This is a genomic window from Streptomyces sp. NPDC046931, from assembly GCF_040644655.1.
Taxonomy (GTDB): Bacteria; Actinomycetota; Actinomycetes; order Streptomycetales; family Streptomycetaceae; genus Streptomyces.
In genome coordinates this window covers 168,191-188,517 of the sequence record NZ_JBEYWX010000001.1, presented here as the reverse complement: position 1 = coordinate 188,517, position 20,327 = coordinate 168,191, and the positions used below count along the sequence as shown (strand labels likewise).

Genomic DNA, 20,327 nt, shown 5'->3' with positions numbered 1-20,327 from the left:
TAAGAAGGTGCATTACACCCCTCATCAGGGGCTCAGGGCGCGTGTGCGGCGCGCCCGTCGCGTGTGCACCCGTACGCATCAGTCATCTGGGTCACACGCGGTGCCCGCCCACCCCTCACCAGGAGTGGTCACCCTCAACCATGCATACCTAAGGGGTACGACACAGTGGCAGCGGAGATCGTCAATCCTCGCAGCGACAACAGTGCGGATCAGGAAAGCGGGGCCGAGCCCCACGATTCCTTCGATCCGGCGTTCGCGCTGCACCGCGGTGGCAAGATGGCCGTGCAGGCCACCGTGCCGATCCGCGACAAGGACGACCTGTCCCTTGCGTACACGCCCGGCGTCGCCCGGGTGTGCACCGCCATCGCGGAACAGCCGGAGCTGGTCCACGACTACACATGGAAGTCCTCGGTCGTCGCCGTCGTCACGGACGGCACGGCCGTGCTCGGACTCGGTGACATCGGTCCCGAGGCGTCCCTCCCGGTCATGGAGGGCAAGGCGATTCTGTTCAAGCAGTTCGGCGGGGTGGACGCGGTCCCGATCGCCCTGGACTGCACGGACGTGGACGAGATCATCGACACCGTGGTCCGTCTCGCGCCCTCCTTCGGCGGCGTGAACCTGGAGGACATCTCGGCGCCGCGGTGCTTCGAGATCGAGCGTCGGCTCCAGGAGCGGCTGGACATCCCGGTCTTCCACGACGACCAGCACGGCACGGCCGTGGTGACGCTGGCGGCCCTGCGGAACGCCGCGCGGCTGACCGGCAGGGCGCTCGGGGATCTGCGGGCCGTCATCTCGGGCGCGGGAGCGGCGGGTGTCGCCATCGCGAAGATGCTGGTCGAGGCGGGCATCGGCGATGTGGCGGTCGCGGACCGCAAGGGCGTCGTGTCGCCGGACCGGGACGATCTGACGCCGGTCAAGCGGGAACTCGCCGGGTTCACCAACAAGGCGGGCCTCTCGGGGTCGCTGGAGCACGCCCTCGAGGGCGCCGACGTCTTCATCGGCGTCTCCGGCGGTACGGTGCCGGAGAAGGCCGTCGCATCGATGGCGGAGGGCGCCTTCGTCTTCGCGATGGCCAACCCGAACCCGGAGGTCCACCCGGATATCGCGCACAAGTACGCGGCCGTGGTGGCGACGGGGCGGTCCGACTTCCCCAACCAGATCAACAACGTGCTGGCGTTTCCGGGCATTTTCGCGGGCGCGCTCCAGGTGCGGGCGTCCCGGATCACCGAGGGCATGAAGATCGCGGCGGCCGAGGCGCTGGCGTCGGTCGTCGGGGACGACCTGGCGGCCGACTACGTGATCCCGTCGCCCTTCGACGAGCGGGTGGCCCCGGCGGTGACGGCGGCGGTGGCCGCGGCCGCGCGGGCCGAGGGCGTCGCGCGACGGTAACGCCGTGCGAGGCGGGCGGGATCCTATGACCCGCCCGCCCGTGTCCTCTCGGCCGGTTCGGCCGGTACGTGCCTTCCAGCGGGACACGCGTCACAGTCGATCCTGGTTCCGTACGCCCACCACGGAGCCTATCGTCAAGGTCATGTTCGCTGCCTACGCCGCCCGCATCGACCGCGACCACCCGCTCTCCGGCCTCGAGTTGGGAGAACGCCCGGCCCCCGAGCGGAGGCCCGGCTGGACGACCGTGAATGTCAGGGCCGCCTCCCTCAACCACCACGACCTCTGGTCCCTCAGGGGTGTCGGTCTCTCCGAGGACAAGCTGCCCATGATCCTCGGCTGCGACGCGGCGGGTGTCGACGAGGACGGCAACGAGGTCGTCCTGCACTCCGTGATCGGCCAGAGCGGCCATGGCGTCGGCCCCGACGAGCCCCGCTCGATCCTCACCGAGCGCTACCAGGGCACCTTCGCCGAGCAGGTCTCCGTGCCCACCTGGAACCTTCTGCCCAAGCCGAAGCAGCTCTCCTTCGAGGAGGCCGCCTGTCTCCCCACCGCCTGGCTGACGGCCTACCGCATGCTCTTCACCAACGCCGGTGTGCGCCCCGGGGACTCGGTCCTCGTGCAGGGCGCCGGCGGTGGTGTCGCCACGGCGGCGATCGTGCTCGGCAAGGCGGCCGGGCTGCGGGTCTTCGCCACCAGCCGCGACGAGGCCAAACGCAAGCGGGCCCTGGAGCTGGGCGCGGTGGAGGCCCTGGAGTCCGGGGCGCGGCTGCCGCAGCGGGTGGACGCCGTGATCGAGACCGTCGGCGCCGCCACCTGGTCCCACTCCGTCAAGTCGCTGCGGCCGGGCGGCACGATCGTCATCTCGGGCGCCACCAGCGGTGACCGACCCTCCCATGCGGAGCTCACGCGCATCTTCTTCCTGGAGCTGAAGGTGGTGGGCTCCACCATGGGCTCCAAGGATGAACTGGAGGACCTGCTCTCCTTCTGCGCCGCCACCGGAGTGCGTCCCGTCATCGACGAGGTGCTTCCTCTCGACCGCGCCCGCGAGGGCTTCGAACGCCTGGAAGCGGGCGACCAGTTCGGCAAGATCGTACTGACCGCGAACTGAGCCCCGCCGGGGCCGGGCACCGCCGGTGGCGGCACTCGGCCCCGCTGCGGAACCGTCACACCTTCCGGGTGCGCAGTGTCGCGCCGATGCGGGCCGCCGCCGTCGACAAGTGACTGCGGGCGTCGCGGAGTTGCGCCTCCGTCACGCCGTGGTCGCGGGCCGCGTCGCGGATGTCGTCACGGAAGCGGTCCAGGAGCCGGTCGAGGGCCCGCGCCGGGTCGCCCGGGAAGTCCTCGTGCGCCCAGGAGGGCTCGTAGGCGCCGGGGAAGTCCTCGGGGGTCGTCGTGTACTCCGGTTCCTGTGCCGCCCCAGTGCGGCCGAAGCCGAAGTCCTTGCCGAACTCCTTCCCGAACTCTCCGAACTCCTTGGCCAGCTCGGTCAGTCCCTCCCGTACGCCCGTGGGCCAGTCGCCCCGCGCGAAGTGGTCCTGCACCTGCTCCTGGACCCTCCGCGCCATGCGCTGGAGTTCCTCCTGGGCCTGGACGCGCGCCCGCTCCTGGGCCTCCTTGGCCTGGCGGCGCGCTTGCTGGGCCTCTTCACGGGCCCGCCGGCTCTCGTCCTTGGCGCGCCGGGCCTGCTCCTTCCACTCCTGCTTGGCGCGGCGCAGTTCCTCCTTGGCGGCGCGCCACGCCTCCTTCTCGGACTGGTCGCCGTGCTCCCCGTAGGAGTCCGTGTGTTCCTTGGCACCCCGGCGGGCCTGGGAGACCGCGGCCCGCATCTCACGGCGCAGATCGCCCGCCGCGCCCCGGACGTCCGCCCGGATCTCGGCGGCCAGCTCCGCGACCGACTCGCGGATCTCCAGCTCGAGGTCGGCCAGTTCCGCACTGCGGTCGGCGAGTTCGTCGCGGCCCGCGTCCGTGATCGCGTACACCTTGCGGCCGCCCTCGGTGGTGTGGGTGACCAGACCCTCGGCCTCCAGTTTGGCGAGCCGGGGATACACGGTGCCGGCGGACGGTGCGTACAGCCCCTGGAAGCGCTCCTCCAGCAGCCGTATCACCTCGTATCCGTGGCGGGGAGCCTCGTCGAGCAGCTTCAGCAGGTAGAGCCGCAGTCGGCCATGGGCGAAGACGGGAGGCATGTCAGAGCCCCCTCTGCTCGGTCGGGCCGCCGGTGGCGCCGTGGGAGGGACGCGCGTCCCCGGGCGCGTCCCACGGCTCCTCCTCCGGGGCCGGGCGGCGCAGGAGGGCGATCGAGCCGGAGACCGTGGTCGCCTTCAGCCGGCCGTTGCCCCCGCCGAGGCGGCCTGTGACCCTCTTGGCGCCCCACTGGCCGGTCACCCGCAGGTCGTCGAAGGCATTGGACACGGTGCCGCTCGCGGTGTTGGCCTCGATCTCCGCGTCCGCCGGGTGGGGGAGGCGGATCGCTATCTCACCCGAGACGTTCGTCAGGCGGGCGTCGGTGGGGCCGCTGGTGGGATCCAGGTCCAGGATGATCGAGCCGCTCACGGAGTCGGCCTTCACCAGCGGGCAGGCGCCCTCGATGACGGTGAGGTCGCCGGAGACCGAGTTGAGCCGCAGCTCGCCGGTCACGCCCTGGGCCTCCACGTTTCCCGAGACCGTGGTGACGCGGACCGGGCCGGAGAGGCCGACCAGGGTCGTCTCGCCCGTGACGCCCTTCGACTCGACAGCGCCGTCGACTCCCGAGACCACGGCGTTGGCCCCGATCACGCCGACCTCCACCCGGGTGGACGCGGGAACGGCCAGGGAGACCACCGCGCTGCGACGCCAGCCCTTGCGGTCCAGCCATTTGAGGAAGCCCTTCCAGGGAAGGTCGTCGTAGGCCACCGTCAGGGTGCCGTCCCGTTGCGTCACCGTGAGCGGGGGTCCCTCGATCTCCGACACCTCCAGGCGGGCGGAACTCTCTTCCGTGCCCACCACGTTCACCGTTCCGTTGACGATGCGCACATGCAGTGCCGTCACGGGGGCGTCGAAGGTGAGCTTCCTCGGCTCTGCGACGGACCACTCGGACATGGGTGACCTCCTCGGCCGGTGCGGGACGGCGTACTCGACGGGCGACACCGCGGACGTGGCGACGGGCGCGGGGCGAGGTCACCCAACGCGCCATATCGCGTCTTCGTATTCACGATATATCGCGGCCTCGCAAAGTCAAGGCACCCGTTGTGGGGAACTTCGGGGAGGAGGCGGAATCGACTCGAGGCGCGGCGGGGAAGCGGACGCCGTGTGATCACACGGAAGCCCGCCCAGGCCGCACCCGCCGCCGGATTGCAGCATGTCGCGACACGTCGCTTGTGCCGTTATGCGTGTGCGGATCCGAGGGCATGAGTGACGTGGGTGACGTGGATGCGCAGCCGCCCCCGCCAGCCGACGCGGCCGCCTTCTCCCTCGGCCGACGTACCCTCCGTCGGCCGCCCCCGTTCGGCCGCCCCCGGTCAACCGACGGCCGGCCTACTCGTCGTCCTCGTCGTCCAGACGCGCCAGCCAGGTCGCCAGCCGCTCCACCGGCACCTCGAAGTCGGGGTTGAGATCGACGAACGCACGAAGCTGCTCGGCGAGCCACTCGAAGGTGATCTCCTCCTCGCCGCGTCGCTTCTCCAGTTCTTCGATGCCACGGTCGGTGAAGTACATGCCTTCAGAATATGCGCCACTTGGCCGGTTAGCGGTCTCGCTCCGGAACCGCCCGGGCGGCTAGCCTCGTCGCAGTTCAAGAGCCCGGTGCCGGCGTGGGCCGGCGCCCGGGCGAGCGGAGCCGTGCACAGGGCGGGGGAGCATGGACGAGACGCTGCGCGAGATCACACTGCCCGGGGGCCAGACGGTGCTGGCGCGGGTGACGCCCACACAGGGCGCGACGAAACCCGGCGAGTACGGCTCGGACGATCTCGACATCGGGGTGGGGCGCGCCGCGGCGGCCAAACTGGAGCAGCTGGGCGAGCTGATCCAGGGCGTCGGTCAGTCGGTGCTGGACGCGGCGCAGTCCGTGGGACCGGACGAGGCGACCATCACCTTCGGCGTCGAGATCGTCGCCAAACCCGGCAAGGCGATCGCCGTGCTCGCCGACGGGGAGGCCAAGGCGTCCCTGGAGGTCGCCCTGGTGTGGAAGCTCGACGAGCGCCGCGAGCGGAAGCTCGCCGAGCGCCGTGAGCGGGCCACCACCGAGTCCGGCACGGATGTCTGAGCGGCGAGATGCCCGCCTCGAGCACCTGATCGAGAACGCCACGGTCCACTTCCACTCCGCGCGTCCCGACGACGAGGACATGTGGGGCAGCGGCTTTCTCGTCGCTCCGGGGTGGGTACTGACCTGCGCCCATGTGCTGCACGGCCGTATCGGGAAGAGGGGCGACGAGGAGTTCCGGGTGCGGGGCCCCGGCCTCCACGACGGCCGCCCTGTGCCCGCCCGGCTCGAGGAGTGCCTCTACCAGGGATCGCTCGGCGAGCAGATCCACGAGCGGCCGAATCTGCCCGTGGAGCAGGACATGGCGCTGGTGCGCCTGCTCGACCGGTCCGTGGAGCACGAGTGCGTCTGGCTGAGCGACCGCTCCGACCATCCGTTCGGCGACCACCGGATCGTGTACGGCTACCGGCCGCTGGCCGACGGGGCGGCCCAGGCGTGGAACGGCGAGGCCACGGTGAACGCCCACGACGGGCCGTACGGACTGCGGCTCGGGCCCAGCAACGAGTTCCCGTCCGGAGTCTCCGGCGGCCCGGTGCTGGATCCGGCCACCGGAGCCGTCGTGGCCGTCATCAAATGCCGCCGCGGCGACCGGGACGGCGGACTGTCCATAGCGGTCTCCTTGATGCGGCGGTTCGCGGCCTACCACCAGGTGATCGCCGCGCACGACCGATGGCACGACAAGCGCCGCAGGGTGGAGCACAACTGGGTCACCCGGCAGACGAAGCTGCCCGGGACCCCGCGCGAGGCCGACTCCGACCAGTGGAGCCCCGCGGACCGCCGGAAGGCGCTCGCGCTGCTGGCGGCGGTCGAGCCCGCCGACGCGCCCCACACCATCATCCGGCTGGTGCGCAAGGCGCGCGGCGACGACCCGGCCGGGCGCCCGCACCTGCCCGTCTCCTGGCGCGACGGGCACGGGCAGCTGTACGAGGGGGACCGGCCGCAGGAGGCGTTCGTCTTCCTGCGCTATCTCCGCCTGGTCCAGCTGTTCCTGGAGGCCCGCGATCCCGCGGAAAAGGCCGCCGTCGAACAACTCGGCGAGTGGATATGGGACCGGCTCGCCGAGGTCAGGCCGTCGGTGCGCACCAACGTGGAGGACGCCGTGCTGCCGCCCGGGCTGCTCCCGTGCGGGCAGCGGTCCGTGGAGCCGTACCCGGGACCCGGCGAGCGCGGGGTGGTGCTGCTGGAGCTCGAGCCGCTCGACGACGACCACTCCCGCTTCTACTGGACGCTGCGCGTCGACGACGGCGGCGAGAACAGCGACATCCCCCGCTACGGAACGACCACCGGTCCCGGCGTCGACCGGGACCACCTGCGGGACGTGCTCGACGAGCCGCTCGCCAAGGCCTTCGCGTCGGTGGACCGCCCGGAGCAGCCGGCGCCGCTCGAGGTCGCCCTGGACCTGTCGAACTTCGACACTCCCGTCCACACCTGGCAGATCTACGACTCCGCGCCGTTGTGGGACCGGGCACGCCAGCAACTCCTCGGTGTGCGCCGTCCCGTGGTCATCCGTGACATCGAGCGCCGGGGAGTTCCGGCCGAATCCTGGGACACCCGCTGGGCGGAGATGCTGTCCCTCGGACGGCTGACCGCGAGGAACACCGTCTTCGACGGCGACCCCCTGGAGGCCCACCGGTTCGCGCGGATGCCTCCCGGACACATCCCCGTGCAGTGCCGGCGGGCCGGATCGGGCGCCGGCCGGACGGCGATGCGCATGGCCCTGGACGCCGGACACGGGGTCGCCCTGTGGCACTCCGGTGACCATCCGGGACACGAGTGCGGATCCCGCTGCGACGACCTGCACCGGGCGACCGTCGGCTTCCTGGCGGAAGTGGCCGATCCGGCTGAACTGCCGGACCGCCTCCGCCGTATCAGAGAGCACATCACCACAGGGAACGGACATCACTGGGCCGGCGAGGTCGCCGTCCTCTATGACGACCCGCGCCGTCCCCTGCCCGCGGAAGAAGGGGTGTTCGATGCCCCATGACTCCCGGTGGACACCCCGCGACACCCCTGCACGGCTGTCTGGAAATCGACTGACGGCTTCTCGCGGACGGGTAAGTTTTCAGGGGCCCGTTGTGGGCGCCGCCTGCCCTCGTCGGCCGTGACGCGCCGTGCCATCGATCGTCGACGAGGAGCGAACCATGAGCGAGTGGCTGGTCTACCGGGGCAAGGGCGAACCCGCGCCGGCACGCGTCGACTCCCTGCCGCCGCCCCCGCACTGGCGCCGGTTCGACGGCACACCCCTCGACGACGTGTACCCGGTACCCACCATCGACAGCGCCTCCTCCCGGCGGCTGGGCCGCCGCCCCCCGCTGCCGGTGCAGGACCCGCGGGCCGTGGAACTCATCAACGCCGCCCTCTACCTGCGCCGCCCCCTGCTGGTCACGGGCGAGCCCGGCTCCGGCAAGAGCACCCTGGCGCACGCGCTGGCCCACGAACTGGGGCTCGGCCGCGTCCTGCAGTGGCCCATCGTCAGCCGCACCGAGCTGACGTCCGGGCTGTACGCCTACGACGCGATCGGCCGCCTCCAGGACGCGCAGCTCGACCGGGCGGGCGCCGAGGAGACGGAGGAGTCGCCCGGGGCACGCCGCGACCTCTCGATCGGCCGCTACATCCGGCTGGGCCCGCTGGGCACGGCCCTGCTCCCGATGAAACGCCCCCGGGTCCTGCTCATCGACGAGCTGGACAAGAGCGACATCGACCTGCCGAACGACCTGCTCAACGTCATCGAGGAGGGCGAGTTCGGCATCCCGGAGCTGGAGCGCATCGCCGACCGCGCCGGCCAGGGCACCGTGCAGGTCCTCACCGACGACGGGCAACGGGCGCCCGTCACCGGCGGGCGGATCCGCTGTCATGCCTTCCCGGTGGTCGTGATGACGAGCAACGGCGAACGCGAGTTCCCCGCCCCCCTGCTGCGCCGGTGCGTCCATCTGCACCTCGACCCGCCGCGCGGCGACCGGCTCGCCGCCATGGTGCAGGCCCACTTCGGCGAAGGCGCCGACCGGGACCACCGCGACCTCCTGGAGCTGTTCGCCGCGGACGGGGCGGGACCGCACCGGCCGACCGACCAGCTGCTCAACGCCATCTTCCTCACCCAGCGGGTGGCTCCGCCGGGCAGTCCGCGCCGTACGGAACTGGCGCGGCTGCTGATGGGATCACCCGACTCCGGACAGCGGTAACCGGCCATGACCGTCGCCGCATCCCTGGAGCTGCTCGCCCGCCGGCTGCGCGAGGCCGGGCTCGCTCCGGACGCCGAGGAACTCGCGGACGCGCTCTGGCTCGCCCGCCACGTCCCCGGCACCACGGCGACCACCGGAACCACCGACGAGGACGACGCCCGAGAGGACCCGGCCGTCCGGCGGGACGGCGACCGCGCCACCGTTCCGCCCGAGACGGCCCTGACCGTTCGCGCCCGGAAGCGGACCGAGGACCGCCGGACGCCGGCGGTCGGCGGCATCGTGACCGAAGGCCCCGCGGGCGCCACCGGCACCGTCGTGGCCACCCGGGTGCCCGCCGCCTCCGTCCTGCCCGAACCGCCCGCCCTGCAAAGGGCGTTACGGCCGCTCAACCGCTACCGGCCGCCGAGCGGGCCCTCGTGGTCCGGACTGGACGAGGAGGCGACCGCGCAGCGGGCGGCCGACACCGGTGTGATCGTCCCGGTGCCGGCCCTGGGCCGCCGCCGGGAGGCACGACTGCAACTGGTCATGGACGTCTCCTCGTCCACCGTGGTGTGGCAGGACACCTTCGCCGAGCTGCGCCGGATCTGCGAGCGCGCCGGCGCCTTCCGGGAGATCCGGACCCACTACCTCCATGAGGGTGGGCGGGACGGGGTACGGGTGGCACCCTCGCCGGACCCGTCGTCGCCCGCCGACGACCCCGGCCTGCTGCGCGACCCGAGCGGACGCCGGCTGACCCTGGTCCTCAGCGACTGTGCGGGACCGCTGTGGCGCAACGGCACCATGCAGCGGCTGCTGCACGACTGGGCGGGCTGTGCCCCGGTCGCCGTCGTGCAGCCGCTGCCCCAGCGGATGTGGCGGGGCACGCACCTGCCCGCCTACTCCGGGGAACTGCACCGCCGCGAGGGACTGACCGGGGGCCTGGAATTCCGGTCGGAACGCGCCGGGCCGCCCCCCAGGCGCGCCCTGCCGGTGCCCGTGCTCGCCCTGCGCCCCTCCTCCCTCGCGGGCTGGGTCCGCCTGGTGTGCGACGCGACCGCCCGGCGCCAGGTCGCCTCCGCGGCCTGGGTGCGGGCCGACCATCCGGCGACCGCCGCACGGCCGCTCGCCGAGCGCGAAATCAGCCCGCGCGACCGGGTCCGGGCGTTCCGGCGTACCGCCTCGCAGGACGCACGGCACCTCGCCGAGTACCTGGCCACCGTCCCCCTCGTGCTGCCTGTGATGCAGCTCGTGCAGCGGGCCATGCTGCCCGGCAGCGGCCCGGAGGCGATGGCGGAGGTCCTTCTCGGCGGGCTGCTCAGACGCAGCGACGCCGTCGCGGACGGCGGATACGAGTTCATCGGGAGCGTGCGCGAGGAGCTCCTGCGCCATCTGCCCGGCGGCGAGGCCCAGCTCGTCCTCAAGCACAGCTCGCAGTACGTCGAACGGCAGTACGGCCGCTCGGCCCGGAACTTCCCGGCGCTGGCCGCCGCCTACCTGTCCGGCGCGACGGCCGAACCCACCGGGGCCGGAGACGGCACCGACGACCGTCTGCTGCGCGCCTTCGCCCGGATCTCCTCCCAGGTCCTCGCCCGCTACGGGAAGGTCCCCTCCGCCCCGCCCGGAGCGGGCCCGGCGCAGCTGGCCGCGCACGCGCACGAGCTGCTCGACCGCTACGCCGCCCAAGGCACCGCCCGCGACCTCGACGAGGGCATCGGCCTGCTGCGCCGCGCACTCGAGGTCGAGCGCCGGCAGACGGAACGCAACGCGCTGCGGGCCCGGCTGGCCGGGGCCCTGCTGGAACGGTGGCGCGTGACGGGAACGGCCGACAACCTCCGGGAGGCGTACGAGGTCCTTCCCCGCACCCGCAAGACCGACCCGGCGGAACTCGTCAGGGAGGCGCGGATCCTGCTCTACATCGCCGCCGACCTGGAGAGCGCGGGCGCGGCCGCCGCTACCCTGCCCGCGGGGCTCGGCCAGGACCTCGGCGAGCCCGACGCCACCCCCCGCCGGCTGGCCCTGCTCGCCTACCGGCAGGCCCGGCAGCGGCTGGAGGAGATCCCGCCCGATGCGGAGCGATGGACGACCCGTGCCCTGGGACTGCGCGCCACCGCCGTGTTCCAGGCTGCGTCGCTGGTCGCCCGGGCCGGCACCGCCGTGCTCCGCCCGGACGAGGGGGCACCCCAGGACTGGGCCGCCCAGCAGTTCGAACAGGCGGCGGGCCTCGCGACCCAGCACCGGCTGCGCAACGACGAGGCGTCGTCCCGCCTCCTGGAGGCCCGGGCGCTGCTCGCGCTGGCCCGGCACGACTCCGGACGCGGCACAAGGCCCTGGGAACCCGGACCGGAGCGGCGCGCCCTCGCCCACCGCTCCGCCGAGCTGGCCGAGGTGGGCTTCCGGGAGGCGCTGCCGCTGCGCGCCGCCGAGGGAGCCGACGCCCGGGAGCTGACCCGGATCTGTCTCGACATGGCCGGGGCCCTGGACCTCACCCGGGACGCGGAGCAGGACCCCCGCGCCCGCCGCAGGATCACCACCGTGCTCCAGCAGGCACTGGACCACGCGGGAGACGACTCGGAACTGCGGTCCGAGTGCTTCGACCGGCTCGGCGAGGCATACCTGGCGACCTATGAACTCACCCGCGACGCGCGTGAGCTGGAGGCGGCCGTCTGGTCCTGGTGGCAGGCCGCCGGAGAGCTGTCCCTGGACGATCCGTACCGGCCCGGTCTGCTGCTCCGGCTGGGCCTCGCCCTGGGCGCCGCCGACGAGTGGACCGACGCCGTGCGGGTGCTGCGGATGGCCGTCGACGAATCCTCCGAGCAGGACCCCGAACTGCCGCGCCGCCGGGTGGAACTGGGCGATGCGCTTCTGCACCGGAACCTGCTCCAGGGCGGCCTGTCCGATCTCCACGAGGCCGACTGGATAGTCGGCACCGCCGCCCGGGAGACCGACGACGACCTGCTCGCCGCACGCGCCTGGCGGCTGCGCGCCGCGGCCGCCGGACGACTGGCCGACCACACGGCGCAGTGGTCCGACTGGGAGCGGGTCGCCGACCATCTGCTGCGGGCCGCCGAACTCTACCGGGACCTGGACCTCGCGGCCGCGGAGGCCCGCGTGCGGGTCGAGCGCGGCGAGGCCCTCGGCCAGGCCTCGGCCCCGGCCCGCGCCGCCGAGGAGTACCGCACGGCACTCAGGCTGTACGAGCGGGCCGGACTGGGCGACGGGGACGAGGCGGAGGACGCCCGGGCCGCCCTGAGCGCCCTGGATCCGAGCGGCGGGGGCGAGGCATGAGAAGTCCGGACGACGCCCCGGGCATACCCCTGCCCGTTTTCGAGCGCCCCGGCATCGGCGGCGCCCCCCACCCCGTACTCGCCGCGGTACTGGCCGAACTGCACGCACGAGAGGCGGAGGACGAACTTCCGGCCGCCTACTACGGCGACTCGCCCGATCCCCCGCCGCCGAGCCCCCCGGCGGGAGCCGCCCCGTGAGCTCCGACTGTCTGCGCCAGTTCGTCCTCAAGGTGCACAGCCGCTGCAACCTGGACTGCACCTACTGCTACATCTACCGCAGCCCGGACAGCAGTTGGCGCGACCGCCCGCACCACGTCGGCGAGCACACCATGCGCCAGACCGCCCGGCGCATCGCCGAGCACGTCCAGACCCACCGGCCGCGGTCCGTGCGGGTCGACCTGCACGGCGGGGAGCCGCTGCTGACCGGACCCGAACCGCTCGTCGCCTACGCCGGCGCCGTGCGCCGCGCCGTACCGGCCGGCACCGATGTGACGGTCACCGTGCAGACCAACGGCACCCTGCTCACCCGGCCCGCGCTCGACCGCCTCGCCGACGCCGGCATCCGGATCGGGCTCAGCCTCGACGGCGGTACCGCCGCCCTCAACGCCCGCCGCGTCGACCACGCGGGCCGTCCCTCCTGGCCCGCCGCCCGCCGTGCGGCGCGGATGCTGGCCGCACGGAGGCCGGACGCCTACGGCGGCCTCCTGTGCACCGTCGACCCGGCCACCGACCCCGCCGAGGTCTACCGCTCGCTGCGGGCCCTGGCACCGCCCGCGCTCGACTTCCTGCTGCCGCACCTGCACTGGGGCAGCCGCCCGCCCGGCCGCCACCGCCCCGCTCCCACGCCCTACGGGGACTGGCTGGCCGACGCCTTCGACCTGTGGTGGGACGACACCACACCGGGCCGGCCACGGGTGCGCCTGTTCACCGAGATCGCGGCGCTGCTGCTGGGCGGTTCCTCGCGGACGGACGCGGTGGGCCTGTCGCCGATCGCCGCGGTCGTGGTGGAGACCGACGGCGCGATCGAGCGACTGGACTCGCTGAAGACGGCGTACCCGCACGCGCCCGCCACCGGCCTCGACGTCCACCGCAACTCCTTCGACGAGGCGCTCGGGCACCCGAGGATCGCCGCGCTGAGGGCCGGGCTCGACGCGCTCGGGGAGGACTGCCGCGCCTGCCCCGTGGTGCGGATATGCGGAGGCGGCAACTACGCCCACCGCTACTCCCGCCGCACGGGCCACTTCCGGCACCCGAGTGTGCACTGCGCCGACCTGGAACGCATCATCCGGCACGCCGCCGCGCGGATCGGCGAGCAGCTCTCCGTATCGTCAAGAAGTCTGGTCTAACGTGGAGTTGACGGACCACGACGTAGCCCTCACCTACGTCAGAAGGAGACCCCAGGCATGTCATCCGCGTCCCCTGAGCACGTCACGATCGTCTACGCGGGACAGTCATGGTCCTGGGCGACGTGGATCGAACACCGCCTGGCGCACGCGGGAGCGGTGCCGGAAGCGGTCCGCTGGGACCCCCTGCACACCACGCCGGAGCCCGAGCGGCTGAGCGGTCTGCTGGCCCGCCCCGGCAAACTGCTGCTCCTGCTCGACGACTGGTTCGTGCGCTTCGACGAGGCCCGCCGGCAGGCCTGGGCCGACGTGCTGGCCGGCCTCATGCCCCGGGAGGGGCACCGCGTCGTCGCCGTGTCGATCACCGCCGCCTCCCTGCCGCCGGCCGCCGGACGGCTCGGCCGGGTGCTGCCGCTGCGCGGCCTCGACGCCGACCGGGCCGCCGAGGTGCTGCTCGACGCGCTGGAGGTGACCCCTCCCTCGGGCGGCCCGGTCAGCCTCGACCGCAGCCGCGGCCCGCGCTTCCCCGAGGACCGGCCCGGCATCGACAACGCCCCCCGCCACAACCGTGACTTCACCGGCCGTGAGCGCGTCCTGGAACGCATGCACCAGGCGTTCACCGAAGGCGGTGATGGCACCCGCGTCGCGCTGCGCGGCCCGGGCGGGGTCGGCAAGACGCAGACGGCGACCGAGTACGTGCACCGCTACAAGGGCGAGTACGACATCGTCTGGTGGGTCCGCGCCTCGGTGCGCAACCGGGCCCGCGAGGACTTCGCCCGGCTCGCCGACAAGCTCGGCGCGGAACCGGACACCGGAGACGCCCTGCGGGGACGCATCGAGGCGGCCAAACGGGCCCTGGCCGACCGCATCCGCTGGCTGGTCGTCCTGGACGGGGCGGAGGACCCCGAGGACCTCGGGACGCTGCTGCCCGAAGGCCCCGGCCATCTCCTGGTCACCACTCCGCGCAGGGAGTGGCACCGGTGGGTCGGCCAGATCGTCGACCTACCCCCGTTCGACCGCGAGGAGTCCGTGGACTTCGCGTGCCGGCGCAGCCGCCGGCTCACCCGCGACAGCGCGGACCGCCTCGCCGCCGCGGTCGAGGACCACCCGCTGCTCATGGACCAGACCGCGGCCTGGGTGGAGCTGAACGAGACCGCCGACATCGACGCGTACATCGCCCGTATCCAGGAGGGCGACCCGCACAGCGTTCCCGTCGTCTCCTCCGAGGAGTACCGCAAGGAGTTCCAGGCCGCCTGGGGGCAGACCGTCAACACCCTGCGCGAGAAGCACCCCAACGCCTACGAACTGCTCTCGCTCTTCGCGTTCTTCTCGCCCGACGTGATCCCGCTGGGCCTGGTGCAGTCGGCCCGCGCCGGGGACCTGCCCCCGCACCTGGTGTCCCTGGTCACCGAGCCGAGCAGCTGGAACACCGCGCTGCGGGTGCTGTCCGAGGCCACCTCCATGCGGCTGGAGTACGAGCAGGGGCCCATGGACATCCAGACCGTCGGCACGCTGCGTATGCACCGGCTTTTCCACCGCTTCGTCCGCGGACATCTGGGCCACGAGGAGGCACGGCGGTCGGCCGAGACCGCCCGCCGGGTGCTCGTCGCCGCCGACCCCCGCCGCCCCGGCGACCGCGTCCACTGGTCGCGGTACGCGGAGGTGATACCGCATCTGGAACCCACCGGCGCGCTGCACTCCACGGACCGGGACGTACGGGCGCTGGTGCTCAACTGCATCGAGTACCTGCGGATCCGCGGCGAGTACAAGGAGGGCCGGCAGCTCAGCAGGGCGGCCGTCGCCGCCTGGACCGCCGTCTCCACGGACACCGACCCGGACGTCCTCGTCGCCGTGCACCAACGGGCCAACATGGAACGCCGGCTCGGCAACTACCGCGAGGCCGAGCGCATCGGACGGGACGTGCTGCGCCGGATCACCGCCGACCCCGAGCGCAGCCCCATCCAGGTGCTGCGGGCCAAGAACGGGCTCGGCGGAACCCTGATGGCGCTCGGGCAGTACGAGGAGGCCCGCCTGCTGTACGAGGACGCCGAGGCGCAGGCGGCGGCCGACCTCGGCGAGCACGAGGTGCCGCGTACCCTCGCCATCCGCGGCAACCTCGCGATCGCCCTGCGGCTGCTGGGCCACTACGAGGAGTCCCTGTCCCTGCACCGGGCCGTCCTGGAGTCGTACATCGCCCTCAACGGCGGCCGGGACCCGGCGACGCTCGACGCCGGCCTGCACACCGCCTGGACGCTGCGGCTGCTGGGCCGGTACGGCGAGGCGCTGGCCATCCAGGAGCTGAACTTCCGCCTGCACAGGGAGGTGCTGGGCGGCAACCACGGACAGACCCTGCTCGCCCAGCACAATCTCGCGCTGTGCCTGCGCCGCGACGGGTCCCATCTGCGGGCCCGGGGACTGATGCGGGAGGCCCGCGACCGGATGCTGCGCCGGCACGGCCCCGGCCACCCCGAGACGCTGATGCTGAACACGGACTACGCGATGCTGCTGCGCGACATCGGCGAACTGGAAGAGGCCCGTGAACTCGCCGAGGCCGCCCACGGCCGCTATACGCGTCTGCTCGGCGACAGCCACCCCTATGTCGCGGGAGCCCTCGACAACTGCGCTCTCGTCCAGGGCGACCAGGGGGACCTGGACGGTGCCCGGGAGCGCGCGGAGCGGGCCAGGGCGGGGATGGAGCGCGCCCTGGGCACGGCCCACGTCTGGTCCGTCGGCTGCGCCATGAACACGGCGACGGCGCTCGCCCGGACCGGTGAGCTGGAGCGCGCGGTCGCGCTCGGCCGGGACGCCCTCGGGCGGGCGCGTGCCGCGGTCGGGGACGCGCACGTCCTCACCCTCAACCTCGCGGCGGGCCTCGCGCAGGATCTGGCGACGACCGGGCGGGAGGAGGAGGCGCAGAGCGTACGTCAGGAGGCGGTCCGCAAGCTCACCGAGAGCTTCTTCGAGGAGCACCGCCAGGTGCGGTACATGCTCGACGGACGGCGCCCCTACTGGGACTTCGAACCGCAGATGATGTGAGACGGGCCGCACGCCGAGGGGCCCGCCCCCGAGCCGGAACTCGGGAGCGGGCCCCTCAGGCGACCGTATGGCCTTACGCCTCGAACACCTCGCGCACGAGCTGCTCCTGCTCCGCCTGGTGCCGCTTCGCGGAACCGACGGCCGGGGACGAGCCGTGCGGGCGGGAGATCCGGCGCAGGCGCTCGCCCGCCGGGACGTCCGCGCCGACCGCCAGGTCCAGGTGGTCGATGAGGTTCAGGGCGATGAACGGCCATGCGCCCTGGTTGGCCGGCTCCTCCTGCGCCCACAGGTACTTCTCGGCGTTCGGGTACTTCTTGATCTCCGCCTGGAGCTCGGCGCCCGCCAGCGGGTACAGGCGCTCGAGGCGGATGATCGCGGTGTCCGTCACCCCGCGCTTCTGCCGCTCGGCATCGAGGTCGTAGTAGACCTTGCCGGCGCAGAAGACGACCTTGCGGACCGCGGCCGGGTCCACCGACGCATCGCCGATGACCGGACGGAACCGGCCCGTCGTGAACTCCTCCGCCTTGGACGCGGCGGCCTTGAGGCGCAGCATCGACTTCGGCGTGAAGACCACCAGCGGCTTGTGGTGCGGGTTGTGCACCTGCCAGCGCAGGAGGTGGAAGTAGTTCGACGGCAGGGTCGGCATCGCGACCGTCATGTTGTTCTGGGCGCAGAGCTGGAGGAACCGCTCCGGGCGGGCCGAGGAGTGGTCCGGGCCCTGGCCCTCGTAGCCGTGCGGGAGCAGCAGGGTGACGCCGGACGTCTGGCCCCACTTCTGCTCGGCCGACGAGATGAACTCGTCCACGACCGTCTGCGCGCCGTTGACGAAGTCGCCGAACTGCGCCTCCCACATCACGAGCGCGTCCGGGCGGGCCAGCGAGTAGCCGTACTCGAAGCCCATCGCCGCGTACTCGGACAGCAGGGAGTCGTAGACGTTGTAGCGCGCCTGGTCCTCGGAGAGGTACTGAAGCGGCGTGTAGTCCTCGCCCGTCTGGCGGTCGATGATGACCGCGTGGCGCTGGCCGAAGGTGCCGCGGCGCGAGTCCTGGCCGGACAGGCGGACCGGGACGCCTTCGAGGAGCAGCGAGCCGATCGCGATGGTCTCGCCCATGCCCCAGTCGATCGTGCCGTCCTCGACCATCGCCGCCCGGCGCTGGAGCTGGGGCAGCAGGCGCGGGTGGACGGTGATGTTGTCGGGGATGTTGACCTGGGACTCGGCGATCCGCTTGACGACCTCGGCGGAGACCGCGGTGTCGACCGCCACCGGGAAGCCGTCCTGCGGCTCCTGCGGCGCGGCCGAGACCGACTGCGACGTGGCCTCGCGGACCTCCGTGAAGACCTTCTCCAGCTGGCCCTGGTAGTCCTGAAGGGCGTGCTCGGCCTCCTCCAGGGTGATGTCGCCCCGGCCGATCAGCGACTCGGTGTACAGCTTGCGCACCGAGCGCTTCTTGTCGATCAGGTCGTACATCAGCGGCTGGGTGAAGGCCGGGTTGTCCGACTCGTTGTGACCGCGGCGGCGGTAGCAGATGAGGTCGATCACCACGTCCTTGTTGAACGCCTGGCGGAACTCGAAGGCCAGGCGCGCGACGCGCACGACCGCCTCGGGGTCGTCGCCGTTCACGTGGAAGATCGGGGCCTCGATCATGCGGGCCACGTCCGTCGCGTACATGGAGGAACGCGAGGACTCGGGGGCCGCGGTGAAGCCGACCTGGTTGTTGATGACGATGTGGACCGAGCCGCCGGTGCGGTAGCCGCGCAGCTGCGACATGTTCAGGGTCTCGGCCACCACGCCCTGGCCCGCGAAGGCCGCGTCGCCGTGGATCGCCACCGGCAGGACCGTGAAGTCCGTACCGCCCTTGTTGATGATGTCCTGCTTGGCGCGGGAGACGCCCTCCAGGACCGGGTCCACCGCCTCCAGGTGGGACGGGTTCGCGACCAGGCTGACCTTGATCTGCTCGCCGTCCAGGCCGGTGAAGGTGCCCTCGGCGCCCAGGTGGTACTTGACGTCGCCGGAGCCGTGCATCGACTTCGGGTCGAGGTTGCCCTCGAACTCGCGGAAGATCTGCGCGTAGGACTTGCCGACGATGTTGGCGAGGACGTTCAGACGGCCGCGGTGGGCCATGCCGATGACGACCTCGTCCAGGCGGGACTCGGCCGCGCTGTCGATCACCGCGTCGAGCAGCGGGATGACCGACTCGCCGCCCTCCAGGGAGAAGCGCTTCTGGCCGACGTACTTGGTCTGGAGGAAGGTCTCGAAGGCCTCCGCCGCGTTCAGCCGGCGCAGAATGCGCAGCTGCTCCTCGCGCTCCGGCTTGGAGTGGGGGCGCTCCACGCGGTCCTGGATCCACTTGCGCTGCTTGGGGTCCTGGATGTGCATGTACTCGATGCCGGTGGTGCGGCAGTACGAGTCGCGCAGCACACCGAGGATGTCGCGCAGCTTCATCATCGACTTGCCGGCGAAGCCGCCGACGGCGAACTCGCGCTCCAGGTCCCACAGGGTGAGGCCGTGCTCGACGATGTCCAGGTCGGGGTGCTTGCGCTGGCGGTACTCCAGCGGGTCGGTGTCGGCCATCACGTGACCGCGGACCCGGTAGGAGTGGATCAGCTCGAAGACGCGGGCGGCCTTGGTGACGTCGTCGTCGTGCGAGGCGTCGATGTCCTTGAGCCAGCGGACCGGCTCGTAGGGGATGCGCAGGGCCTCGAAGATCTCGTCGTAGAAGCCGTTCTCGCCGAGCAGGAGGCCCGCGACGACGCGCAGGAACTCGCCGGAGGCGGCGCCCTGGATCACCCGGTGGTCGTAGGTCGACGTGAGCGTCATGACCTTGGAGATGCCGAGCTTGTTCAGGGTGTCCTGGGAGGTGCCCTGGAACTCCGCCGGGTAGTCCATCGAGCCGACGCCCATGATCACCGACTGGCCGGGCATCAGGCGCGGGACCGAGTGGACCGTGCCGAGGCCGCCGGGGTTGGTGAGGGAGACCGTCACGCCGGTGAAGTCGTCCATCGTCAGCTTGCCGTCGCGGGCGCGGCGGACGATGTCCTCGTAGGCCTGCCAGAACTCGAAGAAGTTCAGCCTCTCGGCCTTCTTGATCGCCGCGACGACGAGCTGGCGGTCGCCGTTCGGCTTGACCAGGTCGATGGCGAGGCCGAGGTTGACGTGTTCCGGCTTGACCAGGGTGGGCTTGCCGTCCTTCTCCGCGAACGACCAGTTCATCGACGGCATGGCCTTGATGGCCTGGACCATCGCGTAGCCGATCAGGTGCGTGAAGGAGATCTTCCCGCCCCGGGCGCGCTTGAGGTGGTTGTTGATGACGATGCGGTTGTCGAAGAGCAGCTTCACCGGGACCGCGCGCACGGACGTGGCCGTGGGCAGCTCCAGCGAGGCGTTCATGTTCTTCGCGACGGCGGCGGAGGGGCCGCGCAGGGTCACCAGCTCGGGACCGACGGGCGCCAGGGCCACGGGCTCGTCCTTCTTGGGCTGCGCGGGTGCCGCGGCGGGCTTCGCGGCGGCGGGAGCGGCCGCGGCGGGTTTGGCCGGGGCGGCGGGCCGCGCGGCGGCCGGCGCCTGCGGTGGCGCGGGAGCGGCGGCGGGCGCGGCGGGTGCCGGAGCGGCCGGAGCTGCCTGGGCCGACGTGGTGGTCTCTGCGGCCCCCGCGGCCGCAGTACCCGCCGCAGCCGGGGAGGCAGGGGCACCCGGCTTGTAGTCGGCGAAGAAGTCCCACCAGGCGCGGTCTACCGAATTCGGGTCCTGGAGGTACTGCTGATAGATCTCGTCGACGAGCCACTCGTTCGCGCCGAACGCGGCTGCGGGGTTCTTCCCGGCTTGGGCGTCGGTGGAGACACTCGAGTTACTGGGGGACTGTGGCGACACGGCGGCAACCGC

13 protein-coding genes are annotated in these 20,327 nt (G+C 72.4%); 9 read left to right on the top strand and 4 right to left on the bottom strand.

Annotation, left to right across the window (positions count from 1 at the left end):
* Positions 1 to 165 precede the first annotated feature (165 nt).
* Together ABZ876_RS00825 and ABZ876_RS00820 are read left to right on the top strand one after the other, a co-directional pair.
* Complete coding sequence (locus ABZ876_RS00825; protein ID WP_361772356.1) at positions 166 to 1,389, top strand: NADP-dependent malic enzyme; 1,224 nt, start codon at positions 166 to 168, stop codon at positions 1,387 to 1,389.
* Positions 1,390 to 1,531: 142 nt separating this feature from the next.
* Positions 1,532 to 2,497, top strand: coding sequence for a zinc-binding dehydrogenase (locus ABZ876_RS00820; RefSeq protein ID WP_361772354.1), 966 nt, complete (start codon positions 1,532 to 1,534; stop codon positions 2,495 to 2,497).
* Positions 2,498 to 2,552: 55 nt separating this feature from the next.
* Here the strand turns inward: ABZ876_RS00820 and ABZ876_RS00815 are convergent, their stop codons facing one another.
* The 3 genes from ABZ876_RS00815 to ABZ876_RS00805 all read right to left on the bottom strand — a co-directional run bounded on the left by ABZ876_RS00815 (position 2,553) and on the right by ABZ876_RS00805 (position 5,082).
* Positions 2,553 to 3,575, bottom strand: a complete 1,023-nt coding sequence (locus tag ABZ876_RS00815) for a helix-turn-helix transcriptional regulator (protein ID WP_361772352.1) — start codon at positions 3,573 to 3,575, stop codon at positions 2,553 to 2,555.
* A gap of 1 nt (position 3,576) precedes the next feature.
* Positions 3,577 to 4,467 (bottom strand): DUF4097 family beta strand repeat-containing protein, encoded by an 891-nt coding sequence (locus ABZ876_RS00810; protein WP_361772350.1) that lies wholly within the window; start codon positions 4,465 to 4,467, stop codon positions 3,577 to 3,579.
* A 435-nt stretch (positions 4,468 to 4,902) separates the two neighbouring features.
* Positions 4,903 to 5,082, bottom strand: coding sequence for a DUF6104 family protein (locus ABZ876_RS00805; protein ID WP_311692815.1), 180 nt, complete (start codon positions 5,080 to 5,082; stop codon positions 4,903 to 4,905).
* Positions 5,083 to 5,224: 142 nt separating this feature from the next.
* On the opposite strand from ABZ876_RS00805, the gene ABZ876_RS00800 reads away from it, so the two are divergent.
* The 7 genes from ABZ876_RS00800 (at position 5,225) to fxsT (ending at position 16,447) form a co-directional block, all read left to right on the top strand.
* Positions 5,225 to 5,629 (top strand): CU044_2847 family protein, encoded by a 405-nt coding sequence (locus ABZ876_RS00800; protein WP_361772348.1) that lies wholly within the window; start codon positions 5,225 to 5,227, stop codon positions 5,627 to 5,629.
* On the top strand, positions 5,622 to 7,610 hold the full coding sequence (locus ABZ876_RS00795) for a trypsin-like peptidase domain-containing protein (RefSeq protein WP_361772346.1): 1,989 nt from the start codon (positions 5,622 to 5,624) through the stop codon (positions 7,608 to 7,610). The genes ABZ876_RS00800 and ABZ876_RS00795 overlap by 8 nt, the downstream gene beginning before the upstream one ends.
* 157 nt (positions 7,611 to 7,767) lie before the next feature.
* Positions 7,768 to 8,805, top strand: coding sequence for a MoxR family ATPase (locus tag ABZ876_RS00790; RefSeq protein WP_361772344.1), 1,038 nt, complete (start codon positions 7,768 to 7,770; stop codon positions 8,803 to 8,805).
* A gap of 6 nt (positions 8,806 to 8,811) precedes the next feature.
* On the top strand, positions 8,812 to 12,069 hold the full coding sequence (locus ABZ876_RS00785) for an SAV_2336 N-terminal domain-related protein (protein ID WP_361772342.1): 3,258 nt from the start codon (positions 8,812 to 8,814) through the stop codon (positions 12,067 to 12,069).
* Positions 12,066 to 12,266 carry a hypothetical protein gene (locus ABZ876_RS00780; RefSeq protein ID WP_361772340.1) on the top strand — a complete coding sequence of 67 codons (201 nt, stop codon included), beginning with the start codon at positions 12,066 to 12,068 and terminating at the stop codon, positions 12,264 to 12,266. The genes ABZ876_RS00785 and ABZ876_RS00780 overlap by 4 nt, the downstream gene beginning before the upstream one ends.
* Positions 12,263 to 13,414 carry an FxsB family cyclophane-forming radical SAM/SPASM peptide maturase gene (locus ABZ876_RS00775; protein WP_361772338.1) on the top strand — a complete coding sequence of 384 codons (1,152 nt, stop codon included), beginning with the start codon at positions 12,263 to 12,265 and terminating at the stop codon, positions 13,412 to 13,414. Before ABZ876_RS00780 ends, ABZ876_RS00775 begins: the two co-directional genes overlap by 4 nt.
* 57 nt (positions 13,415 to 13,471) lie before the next feature.
* Positions 13,472 to 16,447: an FxSxx-COOH system tetratricopeptide repeat protein gene (gene fxsT, locus ABZ876_RS00770; protein WP_361772336.1), complete on the top strand. Its 2,976-nt coding sequence runs from the start codon at positions 13,472 to 13,474 to the stop codon at positions 16,445 to 16,447.
* Between the two features lie 73 nt (positions 16,448 to 16,520).
* Here fxsT and ABZ876_RS00765 read toward each other — a convergent pair whose 3' ends face one another.
* Positions 16,521 to 20,315, bottom strand: a complete 3,795-nt coding sequence (locus tag ABZ876_RS00765) for a multifunctional oxoglutarate decarboxylase/oxoglutarate dehydrogenase thiamine pyrophosphate-binding subunit/dihydrolipoyllysine-residue succinyltransferase subunit (protein WP_361772334.1) — start codon at positions 20,313 to 20,315, stop codon at positions 16,521 to 16,523.
* Positions 20,316 to 20,327 lie beyond the last annotated feature (12 nt).